Origin of the sequence: Solitalea lacus (genome assembly GCF_022014595.1) — a bacterium.
GTDB classification, from domain to species: domain Bacteria; phylum Bacteroidota; class Bacteroidia; order Sphingobacteriales; family Sphingobacteriaceae; genus Solitalea; species Solitalea lacus.
The window spans coordinates 4,341,560-4,356,240 of sequence record NZ_CP091740.1; the positions used below are offsets into that span (position 1 = coordinate 4,341,560).

Genomic DNA, 14,681 nt, shown 5'->3' on the forward strand with positions numbered 1-14,681 from the left:
ATGTTTACGCTCCATGAAAAGGAGATTAAAAGTAGCCATTCAATACACAAGGAATTTTATCGAAACAAATAAGCTAAAGTATATGGCAACATTTTCAGATATGATAAAATCAAGCACACCTGTACTGGTTGATTTCTTTGCAACCTGGTGTGGACCATGCAAAATGATGTCACCCATTTTAGAGGAAGTAAAAGGCAAAATTGGAGACCAGGTAACCATCATTAAGGTTGATGTGGATAAAAACCCAGCAGCAGCCTCTGCATACAACGTAATGGGAGTACCTACATTAATTTTGTTTCAGAACGGGGAAATTAAATGGCGGCAGTCGGGAGTTGTGCCTGCCATGCAGCTTGAAGGTGTTTTAAAATCCCATATAAAATAAGATGAAGGAAATTGCAAATAACCATGAATCGTTAAACCAAGCTTATTGGGATGATCGTTATCAAAATCAGCAAACAGGATGGGATTTAGGAATGGTTTCTCCTCCGCTAAAGGCCTATATAGATCAATTATCGGATAAATCTATTTCAATTCTAATACCGGGCTGTGGTAATGCTTACGAAGCAGAATATTTGCTTAATAGCGGGTTTACTAACGTTACTGTGGTTGATATTGCAGAAACACTTACCACTTCTCTAAGTCAACAACTTTCCCCCTTTATCAGCAATGGAAGTCTGAAAATAATTACCGGAGACTTTTTTGAGATGGAAGGACAGTTTGACTTAATTCTGGAGCAAACATTTTTCTGTGCAATAGCTCCTCAGATGCGAGAAAATTATGTATCGAAAACTCATCAGCTCTTAAAGCCTGATGGCCGTTTAGTTGGAGTGCTTTTTAACAGAACGTTTGAGCTTCAAGGTCCACCGTTTGGCGGAAACAAAGCTGAATATATAACCTTATTCGAATCAAAATTTGAACTAAAAACAATTGATGATTGTTCTAATTCTGTGCAACCTCGTGCCGGAACAGAGTTGTTCATCAATTTTAGAAAGATTAATTAAAATACTGTGAGATGAAAGTAGAACAAATTTATACCGGATGTTTGGCGCAGGGCGCTTATTATATTGAATCAAAAGGTGAAGCGGTTATAATTGACCCACTACGCGAAGTAGCTCCTTACATTGCCAAAGCAGAAAAAGAAAACGCCAAAATTAAATACGTGTTTGAAACGCACTTCCATGCAGATTTCGTTTCAGGCCATATTGACCTGGCAAAGAAGACCGGAGCTACCATAGTTTACGGCCCAACAGCTGAAACTGCTTTTGCTGCTCATATTGCAAAGGACGGTGAAGAGTTTAAAGTCGGAGATATAACCATTAGGGTTTTACACACCCCAGGTCATACCCTGGAGTCGAGCTGTTACTTGTTAATTGATAAAAATGGCAAATACCACAGTTTATTTAGCGGTGACACTTTATTTATAGGCGATGTTGGTCGTCCGGATCTTGCCGTCAAATCAGATTTGACTAAAGAAGATTTGGCAGGCTTATTATATGATTCCTTGCGAAGCAAAGTAATGACCTTGCCTGACGATATAATCATTTATCCTGCACATGGCGCAGGTTCAGCTTGTGGTAAAAACATGAGTAAAGAGACCTGGGATACTTTAGGTCACCAGAAAGAAACCAATTACGCTTTACGCAATATCAGTAAAGAAGAATTTATAAAAGAGGTATTGGATGGCATTGCTCCTCCTCCTCAGTATTTCCCTAAAAATGCAATGCTAAATAAAAAAGGCTACGAAAGCATTGATGAAGTACTTAGCCAAGGAGCACGTGAATTATCTCCTGAAGAGTTTGAAATGACAGCAGATGCAGAGGAAGCAATCGTTTTGGATACCAGAAAACCTACTGAGTTTGCCAAAGGATTTATTCCAAATTCGATTAATATTGGTTTGGATGGTCAGTTTGCTGCTTGGGTAGGAGCACTAATCACTGATTTGAAGCAACCTATTTTATTAGTAACGGACCTTGGTCGTGAAGAAGAAGCGGTAACACGCTTGGCTCGTGTTGGTTATGATAATACTATTGGGCATTTAAAAGGCGGCTTTGAAGCATGGAAAAATGACGGTAAAGATGTTGAAATTATAGACAGTATTACTGCAGAAGAGTTTGCCAGCAGATTCCAAAAAAACGAAACAGTAGTACTTGATGTTCGTAAAGAAAGCGAATACCGTGCAGAACACGTTGAAGATGCTTACAATAAGCCACTCGATTATATTAATGAATGGATGAGTTCTGTTGATCCAAAAACACATTACTATATTCATTGCGCTGGTGGATACCGCTCAATGATTACAGCATCCATTTTAAAAGCACGCGGATTTAACAACTTCACTGAAGTTGCAGGAGGATTTGGAGCTATTGCTAAAACTTCTGTTCCAAAAACTGATTTTGTTTGTCAAAGCAAACTACAAAGCAGGTAATTCATCAATATGGATACGATAATTAATTTCATTAAACAGCCTTGGCCCTGGTACATTGCAGGGCCGCTAATTGGCTTAACTGTTCCAGCGTTATTGCTTATTGGCAATAAATCCTTTGGAATTAGTTCATCATTGCGTCACATTTGTGCAGCATGTTTACCGGCAAAGATCCCCTTCTTTAACTACAATTGGAAAAAAGAAGCCTGGAACCTGTTCTTTGTCTTTGGGATTGCCATTGGAGGATTTCTTGCAAGCTTCGTGCTGGCCAACCCTGAGCCAATAAAGCTCAACCCGCAAACAGTTACTGATTTACAGCAGCTGGGCGTAAAAGATTTTGGTCATTTTTTGCCCCTGGATATTTTTAGTTTTAGCAATCTCTTTAGCCTTAAAGGACTATTCTTTATGGTGATCGGAGGGTTTCTTGTTGGCTTTGGAACACGTTATGCAGGAGGATGTACTTCAGGACATGCAATAATGGGTTTATCAAATCTGCAATGGCCATCACTAGTGGCAACCATCTCCTTTATGGTTGGAGGTTTTGCAATGACCTGGTTTATTTTACCCTTACTATTCAATTTATTTTAAGATGAAGAGCGAAATTGTAGAGAAAGAAGAATTTGTAATTGAACACCCTATTGAGTGCGAGTCGCCTAATGAACAACGCTCATTTGAAGGTTTTACAGCCAACTTTAAATATCTGATAATAGGTTTATTGTTCGGAGTGGTGTTTGTAAAGGCAGAAATTGTTTCTTGGTTTCGAATTCAGGAAATGTTTCGCCTGCAATCCTTCCATATGTACGGAGTGATTGGTTCAGCAGTAACAGTAGGCATGCTCTCAGTTTGGCTAATCAAAAAGTTTAACATTAAAACCGCCAAGGGAGAAAAAGTGATTTTCCACGACAAAACCTTCAATAAAGGACAAATAATTGGAGGTTTGATGTTCGGTTTAGGCTGGGCACTAACAGGCGCTTGCCCCGGCCCATTGTTTGCTCAAATAGGAAGCGGATTCTTAGCTGTAACAGTTACCCTGTTAAGCGCCATTGCCGGCACTTGGGTATATGGCTTGTTACGTGACAGACTTCCTCATTAAAACCCTAATAAACCCATTTGTGCGAATTACACTAAATCTAATAATTTAGTGTAATTCGTATTATATAATCAGTGTATTCATTCTTATGAATAAAATCCCCACCTATAGTATCTGTAACCTGTTTGGAACAGAAACCTGTACCAAAGACTTTATGGCCTGCAGTCTTAAAACGTTCCTGGAGAATCAGTCAAAACTAATTATGCCGCATCGTCATAGTTTTTATCAGCTGATGTATATCGCAGAAGGTAGTGGAAAATACACTGTTGATTTTAACACCTTTGATGTGAATCCTGGACAACTGTTCTTTCTTGCTCCCGGACAAATTCACTCCTGGAATTTCAGTGACAATACAGATGGCTCTATCATCAACTTCGATGAGAGTTTTTTTACTTCAGTTTGCTATAACCCCCATTTTTTAAATGAGTTTCCATTCTTTAATTCAATGACGCAGCGGTCGACCACCATGCTCAAGGAGGAAATTAAAGAACAGGCTCTTTCTTTGTTTGCACACATCAAGCAGGAACATGAAGCCGATTCTGATTTTAAAAACGATTACATAAGGGCATTAATGCTTCAATTATTGGTTGTATTGGCTAGAGCTTGTCAACCCGAAAAGTCAAACGAAACCACCCGCTACAATTACACCCTATTACGCAATTTTGAAAAATTGATTGAAACCAATTTTAAAACAAAGAAATTGCCAAAGGAATATGCTGAATTGTTATACATTACGCCCAATCACCTAAATGCTGTGGTGACTAGTACAACAGGAAAATCAGCCGGAGAGCTTATCCGGGATCGCATTTTGCTTGAGGCTAAGCGTATGTTGGTTAACTCAGGGCAAACCATTAGTGAAATAGCTTGGCATCTTAACTTTGAAGACAATGCCTATTTCAGTAGATTCTTCAAAAAGTATACAGGTGTTAGTCCGGATGAGTTTAGGAAACAACAAGTGTAAGTTATTTTTCTATTCTCTTTACAAAACAGCCTTCACTACTTTGAGATAACGTTCTACCTTTATATCTTCATAAACTAAAACAAATTCATAGCATTTACTATTTATTCCTGTAGTGATTTGTTCCTTAAGCATTCATCTACATATACAAGCAAAATGAAGATACTTTTCTCGTACCTGAAAAATTATAAAAAACTATTGTTTCTGGCCTTGGTGCTGGCAACCATTAATCAAGGATTTTCAATGCTCGACCCATACATATTTGGGAGGTTAATGGACGATTATGTTACCAAGTTTAAAACCCTTAGCTCTGATGCGTTTTTTAGAGGTGTTGGCCTTTACCTTCTGGGTATAATTGGAGTAGCATTTATTTCCAGAGTAGCCAAAAACTTCCAGGATTATTTTGCAAATGTAATTGTACAGAAGATGGGGGCAAAAATGTATAGCGACGGCTTAGCACACTCATTAGAACTTCCTTATCAAGTATTTGAGGACCAACGAAGCGGCGAAACTTTAGGCAAATTACAAAAGGTACGTACTGATGTTGAGCGCTTAATTACCACATTTATTAACACCTTGTTTACCTCTCTGGTTGGAATAGTTTTCGTATCCATTTATGCAATTAGGGTACATTGGATAATTGCTCCAATTTTTTTTATTACCATTCCTGTTTTGGGCTTTCTGAGTTCTGCATTGAGTAAACGAATTAAGAAAATGCAGAAAACCATTGTTGCTGAAACTACTTCACTGGCAGGATCAACGACTGAATCATTAAGAAACATAGAACTGGTAAAATCACTGGGATTGGCTAACCAGGAGATTGATCGATTGAATGGCACCACCATAAAAATCTTAGGCCTTGAATTAAAAAAGGTAAAATATATACGTAGTTTAAGCTTTGTTCAGGGTACAACGGTTAACTTCCTCAGAACATCCATTATCTTTTTAATGTTGCTTCTGATTTTTAGAGAAGAGATTACAGTGGGTCAATTTTTCTCTTTAATGTTTTATTCCTTCTTCATTTTTGGACCATTACAGGAACTGGGAAATATCATTAATATTTACCGTGAGGCGGAAGTTTCTTTAAACAATTTTGAAAGCATTTTAAATACTCCTAAAGACATTAAGCCTTCAAATCCGGCGCATCTTACCAAGATCAGCCAGTTAGAATTTGATGAGGTGAGCTTTAAGCATCAATCGGCCAACCGCAATGCAATTAGTGATATAACCTTTACAGTTGAACAAGGTGATACGATAGCTTTCGTTGGCCCATCAGGAGCCGGAAAATCAACCTTAGTTAAACTATTGGTAGGCCTTTATCGCCCGCAACAAGGCGCAATTTTATATAATGGCATTGAAAGCAATAAAATTGATTTGGATGAGTTACGCGAAAAAATTGGCTTTGTAACCCAAGAAACTCAATTATTTGCAGGAACTATCAGAGAAAACTTAAAGTTTGTGCGGCCCAATGCTACTGATGATGAATGCATGGATGTTTTACATAAAGCAGCCTGTCACACGCTATTGGCTCGTGCCGACAAAGGCTTGGATACTTTAATTGGAGAAGGAGGCGTTAAAGTTTCTGGTGGAGAAAAACAACGATTATCAATTGCCAGAGCATTACTGCGCAGGCCGGATTTGTTAGTTTTTGATGAAGCAACATCCTCTCTTGATTCACTAACGGAAGAAGAAATCAGCAAGACTATACGAGAGGTCTCCAAGAAAGCGGAGCATATCACCATCCTGATTGCGCACCGCTTGAGTACTATTATGCATGCTGATTGCATTTATGTTCTGGAGAAAGGCCACATAATCGAAGAAGGGCATCACCAGGATTTATTAAGTCAAAAAGGATTATACTACGCCATGTGGCGACAACAAATTGGCGAACAAGAAGAAGTGCTGGATTAAGTCCGGCACTTTTACTTTAATTAGTTCATGTTTTCTATTTCATAAATTCCACATAATAAATAACTAATCATTTTTGTATCTTAAGGAAAACATTCTCCTATTCTATGGGCAGAAAAGGCAAGGATACAGCTTCAGTATTTCAACAAAAATTAAACGCCTTAATCGCTATTGAAGACGATTTGCCATCCGTTATAATAATTCATAACCTAGAAACTATGGCAGTTGAATACATTTCGCCCAGGGGAGAACAGATTTTAGGCTTTTCACTTGAAGATTTGAAGAGTTTAGGCAAAGAATATCATACCAAATTTTTTAACCCAGAAGATGTGGCAGATTATCTTCCGAAGATTCTAAACTTAATTCAAAGTAATTCCCTCAATGATAAAATAATCAGCTATTTTCAGCAAGCTCGGGCATCGGAACAACATGATTGGAGATGGTATTTAAGTACTACAAAGATTTTTCTCCGTGATGGTAACCAAAAGCCAACCCATATCATTACATCAGCCTCTCCTATTGATCCCAAGCATCATATTACAACGAAGGTGAATCGCTTGCTTGAAGAGAACAACTTCTTAAGAAGACATGAAAAAGTATTTGCTGCACTTTCTAAACGGGAAAAAGAAATTTTAAGATACATGGCGCTTGGAGAAAACTCGCAAGAGATTGCCGCTCAACTTCATATTTCAGAAAAAACGGTAGTTACTCACCGAAGAAACATTAGAACAAAACTTGATATACAATCAAGTTACGACATCACCAAATTTGCCCAAGCATTTGATTTGATTTAATAATCATCTAAAAAAACGCTCTATGAAAAAAAGAATATCTTATCCACAAACTCTGTTTCTTTTACTGGCGTTTGTATTGAGTTCAACAACTGCCTACGCTCAAACTGTAAAAATTTACCGCGACTCACTATTTGATTTTTCAAAGATCAAAACCTACAAATTCAGGCCTGGCAAAGTTATGCTGAACGGTGATACTATCGATCGAGCACAAGCCAACAACAACATGCTAGCTGCTTTTCAAAACAATTTTTTCCAACATCATTTAAACTTCGATGCCAAAAATGGACAGTTAACTTTCACTTTCATAGGTGGAATCCAATCGCAGGAAAGCTTAGCAAGTTACGGTCAGCAAATAAAACTACCTAAAGGAGTAATTGAAAGCTCAACTGAAGAGTGGAAAAACGATGATCGCCCGCAAGGAGTATTAATTTTAGCGCTGATGAACCCCAAAACCAATAAACCTGTTTGGGTATCAGTGGGCTACGACCGTTTTTTTACACGTGATTCGCAGCGGGTAATAGATGCCATGTTTAAGGAGTCCTTTGAAAATTTTCCAAACATAGGTAAGTACTTACCAAAAAGTACTTCTGTGAAAAACAAAACGAAAGCACCGGTAAAAAAGAAAGGCCGTTAACGGCTTTTCTTTTTTATTTAAACTCTTTCCCTACTAAACGTAATGGCAATAAGCTCCTGGTTTTTAAATAGGCAAAAGCAACAATGAGTAATGTCATGCTGCCTCCAAAAACTACCGACACTGTGGCACCCATCCACTTTGCTGTTACCCCTGATTCAAATGCACCAATCTCATTAGATGAGCCAATAAACATGGTATTAACCGCAGATACTCTTCCCCTCATATGATCCGGAGTTAGCATTTGAAAAATAGTTGATCTGATAATCACACTTATACTATCAAACGCTCCAACTAAAAACAAAAAGAAAATGGAGAGGTAAAAACTTTGAGAAAGTCCGAATAGAATCGTAGCGACTCCGAAACCAACAACAGCAATTATCAAGTTTCTCCAAGGGCGAACAGCAGGTGTAAATCGGGTCATAATCAGCATTGAAATAACCGCTCCTGCCGAGGGAGCCGCTCTTAATATTCCCAATCCCTCAGCACCCACTTTTAAGATGTCATTAGCAAATACTGGCAACAATGCCACTGCTCCTCCAAAAAATACAGAAAACATATCAAGAGCCATTGCTCCCAACATCATTTTTGTACTAAAAACAAACCTTATTCCTTCTTCCAAACTACTCCAGATCGATTCCTTTTTCACAACCGGCTTAGCTGGATCTGGCTTCAACATTGCTATTCCTAAAATTGCTAATAGCATAAACACTAAAACTATGGCCATAGTTATGGAAATGCCATAAAAACCATAAATCAGTCCACCCGCCGCCGGACCAATTACTGCTGCCAATTGCCAGCTCGAGCTGTTCCAGGAGGATGAATTAGGATATAATTCTTTGGGGATCAATGAGGCCATTAATGAAAACGCCGCCGGAGCAAAGAAGCCTCGCGCTAATCCATCAATAAATACCAAAGAGTAAATAATGAATACCAGACTTTTCGAATTGATCTTCAAGTGCATGGCAGGCAATGTTAGGATAAACAAAACTGCTGCAGCCAAAAAAATAATCGAAATTACTACAATCAATAAGTTCCGTTTATCTGACCGGTCAGCCACATAACCTCCAAATAAGGCTATTGAAAGGGCTGGAATAGCTTCAGCCAAGCCGATAAATCCCAGTGACAATGGGTCCTTAGTTAAACTATAAATAAACCAACCAATAATTACCGCTTTCATCTGCAAAGCAAATGTCAGGCAAAATCGGGCTACTAAATAGAATCTGAATTGAGGAAATCGTAATGCAGCAAAAGCGTCTGAATTTGATACTATTTCAGCGGATTTTTTAGTTTCTGTCAACACAATATAAAATATGAGGCAGGACTGAAGAAGAATTCTCAAAGATCGATCATCCCATCATTCAAACCAACCTCGAACCTAACTATTTTAAGCCGTTTTGATCAATTAAGTAAACCAACGCTGTCATAGCAGCGGCACCCAACTTTAATTCTCTTTCATTTACATTTTCAAACACATCGGTTTGAGCATGATGATAGTCGAAATAACGCTGTGAATCAGGCCGTAAACCGAATAATACCGCCCCTACTTGTTTAAGTGGGCCAATATCAGATCCAGTTCCTCCCCCTCCTCCAATTTCACGCAAATCGTATTCGTCAAAAATAGATTTCCAGTTCATAACCCTCTCCACTACATCACCTGATGCATCTATTGAAAAACCACGAGGAGTTAACCCTCCTGAATCAGACTCAATAGCGGCCAAATGTTGCTCCCCAGTTTGCTTGGCAACCTCTGCATATTTCAGGCCTCCGCGTAAACCATTTTCTTCATTCATAAATAATACGGCCCTAATTGTATGTTTTGGTTTTATTCCTAATGCTTTAAAGGCATGCAGCACTTCCACAGATTGCATTGATCCTGCGCCATCATCATGTGCGCCTTCTGCCAAATCCCACGCATCTAAATGCCCTCCAATAGTAATAATTTTCTCAGGGTAGACAGCCCCCTTAATTTCACCAATGACATTATAAGAAACTGCATCAGGTAGTATTTTACAATTTAGCTGATAGTAGAATGTTAATTTCGGGTTAGCCTTTAACGCCTCACTAAGTGCATTTGCATCGCGAGTACTGATAGCAGCAGCTGGAATTTTAGCAACATTATCAGCATACCCTACTGAACCTGTATGAGGAAATTCATCAACCTTGGTAGTCACTGACCGAACAATCACACCCACAGCTCCGTACTTTGCAGCTTCAGAAGCCCCTTGGGTTCGTTGATTTACAGCAGCGCCGTATGCATTAAAGGTTTTTAAATACCGTTGACTCATTGGGCGATTAAAGAAAACTATTCTGCCTTTAATCTTTTCTTCTCCTATTTCTTTCAACTGATCAAAGGAATAAACTTCCACAACTTCAGCCTCTATTCCTTTGGAATTAGTAGCAACTGAACCTCCCAAAGCGGCAACAGAAACATTCTGTTTAGTATTTCCAATCTTAAAAAATGCTTTTTCCTTAGCTCCTCTATCCCAATGCGGAACCATTACTTCTTGCAGGTAAACGCGGTCAAACCCGTAAGACTCCATAAGGGATTTGGACCATTCAACAGCTTTTTGTGCTGTTGGAGAACCACTTAACCTCGGCCCAAAGTTTTTGCATAAATAATGCAGATTAGAATATACTTTTCCGTTTTCCAGAATTTCTCCATAAATACGACTTACAGCAACTGAATCAGGATTAGCTCCATAACTACTTAAGGCCCCAAAAGCCAATGCAGCTATCAATAAACTTACTTTCTTCATATAAATATCAACTGAATTTTTCTTCCTTAAAAACAAAAATATATCCTTTGACAGAGACATTAAATATAGATTAAAATGACAGTGCCCGAGCATGTAAATGCGTCGGGCACTGCAACAATTTTATGATAAAAATAGTTAGTTTTTAGGTTGTTCAAAATACCAGTTTGGTTTGGGCAAAGGTAATATATCGTCTAACTGCTTTATTAAAAACTCACCATTTTCCCCATCGTATAATTTGATAACATTCAGATGCTTTGCGGGATCTGGTTGAATATTAACTAAAACACACTTAAAAGAACCATTTTGTTTAACCAAATACAGGTTATTGCTAGCCTCGGGAGCCTTTTCTTCCTTGCTTTTCTTCTTAGATACAGGCTTATTAGTTGGCAGTAGCACTAAATTAACCGGCACTTTGATATAATCTTTACCTTCAGAATACTGTTGTTCAGCCTTATCCCATACTATTTCAATTTTCTCACAGCTAGCAGGCGTCATTTTCTTTAAAAACGTTTCGCTATTTTGATTAAACCACCCTTCCGATTGTTGAATAATACTTAATGACTCCTGAGCAAACCCCTTCTGAAATGCCAGCAACAATACAATGATTAATAAATATTTTTTCATAAAAAAGATTGGATTAAGTTGTTAATTTCAAATATATACATACTTACGAAATTTTCTCCCAAGTTATTTCAGAAACTCCTTTATTTTCAAAATAATACTTTAGCTTCTTATTCTTTTCCATAATTAATGATGGATCCTCATCTAAAATTCGTTCAACGCAACTCCGGGCTTCAATCAAAATTTGCTGATCTTTAGCCAGATCCGCCAGTTTCAAATCCAACACTCCACTTTGTTGTGTGCCCTCCAGGTTGCCCGGACCACGTAATCGAAGATCAACTTCAGAAATTTCAAACCCATTATTTGTTTGTACCATGGTGTCTAATCTTATTTTGGCTTCAGATGATAATTTATGACTACTCATTAAAATGCAATACGACTGTTCAGCACCTCTTCCCACACGCCCTCTTAACTGATGCAATTGAGACAATCCAAACTTTTCTGCATTTTCAATTACCATTACCGAGGCGTTAGGTACATTTACTCCAACTTCAATTACCGTAGTTGCCACCATAATATGGGTTTCACCATTTTTAAACCGCTCCATTTCCATATCCTTTTCTGCAGCCTTCATTTTGCCGTGCACAATGCTAACTCTGTACTGTGGAGCAGGAAAAGTATTGGATATATGCTCATACCCATTCATTAAGTCGAGGTAATCCAATTTCTCTGACTCCTCAATTAAAGGATAAACAATATAAACCTGACGGCCCCGGGCAATTTCTTCTTTCAAAAAGCCGAATAATCGCAAGCGATGGTTCTCAAATTTATGTAAGGTTGTAATGGGCTTTCTACCTGCAGGCAACTCATCTATCACTGAAACATCTAAATCTCCATATAAGGTCATTGCCAGTGTACGAGGAATTGGTGTGGCTGTCATGACCAAAATATGCGGAGGATTATTATTCTTCCTCCATAATTTAGCTCTTTGTTCAACGCCAAAACGATGTTGCTCGTCTATAATTACCATCCCCAGATTCTGAAATTGAACTCCGTCTTCAATAAGAGCATGCGTTCCCACCAATAACTTCAGCTCACCGCTCAACAATGCTTCAAACAATCGAGTTCTTTCCTTTTTCTTTGTTGAACCGGTTAATAGACCTACTTCAATGTTCATATTCTTCAGCATTCCTCTTAAAGAATGATAATGCTGAACAGCCAAGATCTCAGTTGGTGCCATCATACAAGACTGATAGCCATTATCAGCTGCAAGCAACATGGTCATGAGAGCTACTACCGTTTTTCCACTTCCTACATCGCCTTGCAATAGTCTGTTCATTTGAAGTCCGGAATAGGTGTCCTGACGAATTTCGCGGACAACTTTCTTCTGCGCAGTTGTTAAATCAAATGGTAAATGATGATTATAAAATGAATTGAAAAGCTCACCAACTACAGAAAAAGTACTTCCATTATACAGTCTCTTTTTTACTTGTTTATTGAATAATAATCTCAATTGAATGAGAAACAACTCTTCAAATTTTAAACGGCTTTGAGCGCGTTGCAGTAAACGAGAGTCTGATGGAAAATGGATTTGAGCAAGAGCTTCACGCTTAGACATAAACTTGTACTGACTCAAGACTTCCTCTGGAAGTGTTTCATCAATAAAATGAGCACCTTGCTGCAAAACCGTATAAATCAGCTTCATTAATCCCTTACTATCCAGAAAAAAAAGTTTCAGTTTTTCTGTTGACGAATAAACTGGTTGAAGAGCTGTTTGGAATTCCTTTTTGCTTTCAGATAATAATTCGAGTTCGGGATGAGGCAGATTGGGTTTATGGTTAAAGAAATTAGGTTTCCCGAAAACAATATATGGCCGACCAATTTGAATATTCTTTTCAACAAATTTAATCCCCTGAAACCAAACCAATTCTAAATGCCCCCCATGATCATCAGCAAGGGTTGCAACTAATCTTTTCTTTCGAGCATCTCCAATTAGTTGCGTGCCTGTTATCACCCCTTTAATTTGAATATATTGTAAATCAGGACTTATCTCTGAGATTCGGTAGAACCGTGTTCTGTCAATATACCTAAACGGATAATGATAAATTAAGTCTCCATAAGTAAAAATACCGAGTTCTTTTTTCAGAATCTCAGCCTTTGAAGGGCCAACGCCCTTTAAGTATTCTATCGGTGTTTCAAAAAAGCTCTTTCTTTCCACTACTACTAAAATACACGAACAAGATTATTTCTCCAATTTCATAACGGGAAGAAGTTTCTTAATGTACTCCAAATTGAAAAGCATTACTGCAATTGCCAGCAAACTGTATGATATCAATTTTTGCAGAGAAAATCCCTCGTGGAAATAGAAATAAGCAACAGCAAAAGCAATAATTGGATTAACATAGATAAGAATTCCGGCTGTTGACGCTGGAATTTTAATCATAGCAAACAAACTTAAAAACAAAGGTATAATCGTAAATACAACTGCTATGATTACAATGTTTATCCAAAAATTGAAAGATGCTGGAATTTCATGCGGGTTCAATAGCTCTAAAGGCAGGATAAAAACACAGGAAATCAATAACTGTATTCCTAACAAGTTTAGTTTGTCAAACCCTTGAATACTACGCTGCGCTATAAGATATCCGGCAAATAATATAGCTACAAAAAAAGACCAAAGTACATCACTTAAATGCCCCCATCCCAAAATAGCTGAACTTATCAGACTTATTCCAATGGCAAGCCATTTTAATTTACTTAGCGGTTCCTTTAAAATCAGGAAAGCGCCAATTGCTGTCAGTAATGGACAAACCATATAAGCAAATGCTCCAGCTTGAACACTCACATTGTTTATAACATAAATAAACGACAACCAATTGCCTGTAAGCAATATACAGGATAGAATAACGATTCTCCAGAGGTGGCTTTTGTTGGCAACGTTCTCTTTATAATGATAAATATCCGCTCTCAATTGTCTTTTTCTGAATATCAGAATAACCAGCACTAAAACAGCGAGTGAAGTAAAGATGCGGTAATCCAGGATCTGCTGAGCTGGAAAAAGACTGAGGTTTCTTAGCACAATGGCAAAGAAACCCCAAATTACCGGAGAAATAAATCCGGCTAAAAAATATTTATACTGTTGTTTTTGCTCCAATTGGCCTTAAAGTTTTACAGCAACAACAGATATTTCGACATTCACATTTTTGGGCAGGCACGCTACCTCAACAGTTTCACGAGCAGGATAATTTCCACTGAAATAGCTTCCGTAAACTTCATTAACGATCGCAAAATCGCTCATGTTTTTCAAGAAAATACCTGTTTTAACCACGTTTTCAAAAGTTAAACCTGCGGCTTCCAAAATCGCACTCAAATTTTTCATAACCTGATGAGCTTCTTTATTTATATCACCAGATACAATTTCATTGGTTTCAGGTACAATTGCAATTTGTCCGGATACAAATAACATATTCCCTGCCCATACAGCCTGATTATAAGGCCCAATTGGTGCAGGCGCATTTTCTGTTTTTACTATAGACTTCATTTATGATTATAATATTA

General features: G+C 38.0%; 15 protein-coding genes. 9 read left to right on the forward strand and 6 right to left on the reverse strand.

Annotation, left to right across the window (positions count from 1 at the left end; translation table 11 throughout):
* Window positions 1-82 precede the first annotated feature (82 nt).
* The 9 genes from trxA (at window position 83) to L2B55_RS18685 (ending at window position 7,806) form a co-directional block, all read left to right on the forward strand.
* A complete protein-coding gene (trxA, locus tag L2B55_RS18645; RefSeq protein WP_237850310.1) occupies window positions 83-382 on the forward strand; it encodes a thioredoxin in 300 nt (99 codons plus the stop codon).
* Between the two features lies 1 nt (window position 383).
* Window positions 384-1,001, forward strand: coding sequence for a methyltransferase domain-containing protein (locus L2B55_RS18650; RefSeq protein ID WP_237847947.1), 618 nt, complete (start codon window positions 384-386; stop codon window positions 999-1,001).
* A gap of 11 nt (window positions 1,002-1,012) precedes the next feature.
* Window positions 1,013-2,425, forward strand: coding sequence for an MBL fold metallo-hydrolase (locus L2B55_RS18655; RefSeq protein WP_237847949.1), 1,413 nt, complete (start codon window positions 1,013-1,015; stop codon window positions 2,423-2,425).
* Window positions 2,426-2,434: 9 nt separating this feature from the next.
* Window positions 2,435-3,010 carry a YeeE/YedE family protein gene (locus L2B55_RS18660; protein ID WP_237847951.1) on the forward strand — a complete coding sequence of 192 codons (576 nt, stop codon included), beginning with the start codon at window positions 2,435-2,437 and terminating at the stop codon, window positions 3,008-3,010.
* 1 nt (window position 3,011) lies between these two features.
* Window positions 3,012-3,515 carry a DUF6691 family protein gene (locus tag L2B55_RS18665; protein ID WP_237847953.1) on the forward strand — a complete coding sequence of 168 codons (504 nt, stop codon included), beginning with the start codon at window positions 3,012-3,014 and terminating at the stop codon, window positions 3,513-3,515.
* 85 nt (window positions 3,516-3,600) lie between these two features.
* Window positions 3,601-4,473, forward strand: coding sequence for a helix-turn-helix domain-containing protein (locus L2B55_RS18670; protein ID WP_237847954.1), 873 nt, complete (start codon window positions 3,601-3,603; stop codon window positions 4,471-4,473).
* 153 nt (window positions 4,474-4,626) lie between these two features.
* Entirely contained in the window at window positions 4,627-6,381 is a 1,755-nt protein-coding gene (locus L2B55_RS18675; protein ID WP_237847956.1) for an ABC transporter ATP-binding protein, read from the forward strand.
* 104 nt (window positions 6,382-6,485) lie between these two features.
* Window positions 6,486-7,172 (forward strand): LuxR C-terminal-related transcriptional regulator, encoded by a 687-nt coding sequence (locus tag L2B55_RS18680; protein ID WP_237847958.1) that lies wholly within the window; start codon window positions 6,486-6,488, stop codon window positions 7,170-7,172.
* Window positions 7,173-7,194: 22 nt separating this feature from the next.
* Window positions 7,195-7,806, forward strand: a complete 612-nt coding sequence (locus L2B55_RS18685; protein ID WP_237847960.1) for a DUF4136 domain-containing protein — start codon at window positions 7,195-7,197, stop codon at window positions 7,804-7,806.
* 13 nt (window positions 7,807-7,819) lie between these two features.
* On the opposite strand, the gene L2B55_RS18690 is transcribed toward L2B55_RS18685, so the two are convergent.
* The 6 genes from L2B55_RS18690 to L2B55_RS18715 all read right to left on the reverse strand — a co-directional run bounded on the left by L2B55_RS18690 (window position 7,820) and on the right by L2B55_RS18715 (window position 14,664).
* The gene (locus L2B55_RS18690) at window positions 7,820-9,106 is read right to left on the reverse strand and encodes an MFS transporter (protein WP_338092190.1); all 1,287 of its coding nucleotides are present in this window, start codon (window positions 9,104-9,106) and stop codon (window positions 7,820-7,822) included.
* Window positions 9,107-9,185: 79 nt separating this feature from the next.
* Window positions 9,186-10,562 carry a M28 family peptidase gene (locus L2B55_RS18695; protein ID WP_237847962.1) on the reverse strand — a complete coding sequence of 459 codons (1,377 nt, stop codon included), beginning with the start codon at window positions 10,560-10,562 and terminating at the stop codon, window positions 9,186-9,188.
* A gap of 135 nt (window positions 10,563-10,697) precedes the next feature.
* Window positions 10,698-11,186, reverse strand: a complete 489-nt coding sequence (locus L2B55_RS18700) for a hypothetical protein (protein ID WP_237847964.1) — start codon at window positions 11,184-11,186, stop codon at window positions 10,698-10,700.
* A 43-nt stretch (window positions 11,187-11,229) separates the two neighbouring features.
* Entirely contained in the window at window positions 11,230-13,341 is a 2,112-nt protein-coding gene (recG, locus tag L2B55_RS18705) for an ATP-dependent DNA helicase RecG (protein WP_237847966.1), read from the reverse strand.
* A gap of 24 nt (window positions 13,342-13,365) precedes the next feature.
* Complete coding sequence (locus L2B55_RS18710; protein ID WP_237847968.1) at window positions 13,366-14,277, reverse strand: EamA family transporter; 912 nt, start codon at window positions 14,275-14,277, stop codon at window positions 13,366-13,368.
* Window positions 14,278-14,283: 6 nt separating this feature from the next.
* A complete protein-coding gene (locus L2B55_RS18715) occupies window positions 14,284-14,664 on the reverse strand; it encodes a RidA family protein (RefSeq protein ID WP_237847970.1) in 381 nt (126 codons plus the stop codon).
* Window positions 14,665-14,681 lie beyond the last annotated feature (17 nt).

Excerpts from the sequence above, each read along its gene's own strand:
- trxA (WP_237850310.1), top strand. The coding sequence starts at position 83 with ATGGCAACATTTTCAGATATGATAAAATCAAGCACACCTGTACTGGTT.
- L2B55_RS18650 (WP_237847947.1), top strand. The coding sequence starts at position 384 with ATGAAGGAAATTGCAAATAACCATGAATCGTTAAACCAAGCTTATTGG.
- L2B55_RS18655 (WP_237847949.1), top strand. The coding sequence starts at position 1,013 with ATGAAAGTAGAACAAATTTATACCGGATGTTTGGCGCAGGGCGCTTAT.
- L2B55_RS18660 (WP_237847951.1), top strand. The coding sequence starts at position 2,435 with ATGGATACGATAATTAATTTCATTAAACAGCCTTGGCCCTGGTACATT.
- L2B55_RS18665 (WP_237847953.1), top strand. The coding sequence starts at position 3,012 with ATGAAGAGCGAAATTGTAGAGAAAGAAGAATTTGTAATTGAACACCCT.
- L2B55_RS18670 (WP_237847954.1), top strand. The coding sequence starts at position 3,601 with ATGAATAAAATCCCCACCTATAGTATCTGTAACCTGTTTGGAACAGAA.
- L2B55_RS18675 (WP_237847956.1), top strand. The coding sequence starts at position 4,627 with ATGAAGATACTTTTCTCGTACCTGAAAAATTATAAAAAACTATTGTTT.
- L2B55_RS18680 (WP_237847958.1), top strand. The coding sequence starts at position 6,486 with ATGGGCAGAAAAGGCAAGGATACAGCTTCAGTATTTCAACAAAAATTA.
- L2B55_RS18685 (WP_237847960.1), top strand. The coding sequence starts at position 7,195 with ATGAAAAAAAGAATATCTTATCCACAAACTCTGTTTCTTTTACTGGCG.
- L2B55_RS18695 (WP_237847962.1), bottom strand. The coding sequence starts at position 10,562 with ATGAAGAAAGTAAGTTTATTGATAGCTGCATTGGCTTTTGGGGCCTTA.
- L2B55_RS18700 (WP_237847964.1), bottom strand. The coding sequence starts at position 11,186 with ATGAAAAAATATTTATTAATCATTGTATTGTTGCTGGCATTTCAGAAG.
- L2B55_RS18715 (WP_237847970.1), bottom strand. The coding sequence starts at position 14,664 with ATGAAGTCTATAGTAAAAACAGAAAATGCGCCTGCACCAATTGGGCCT.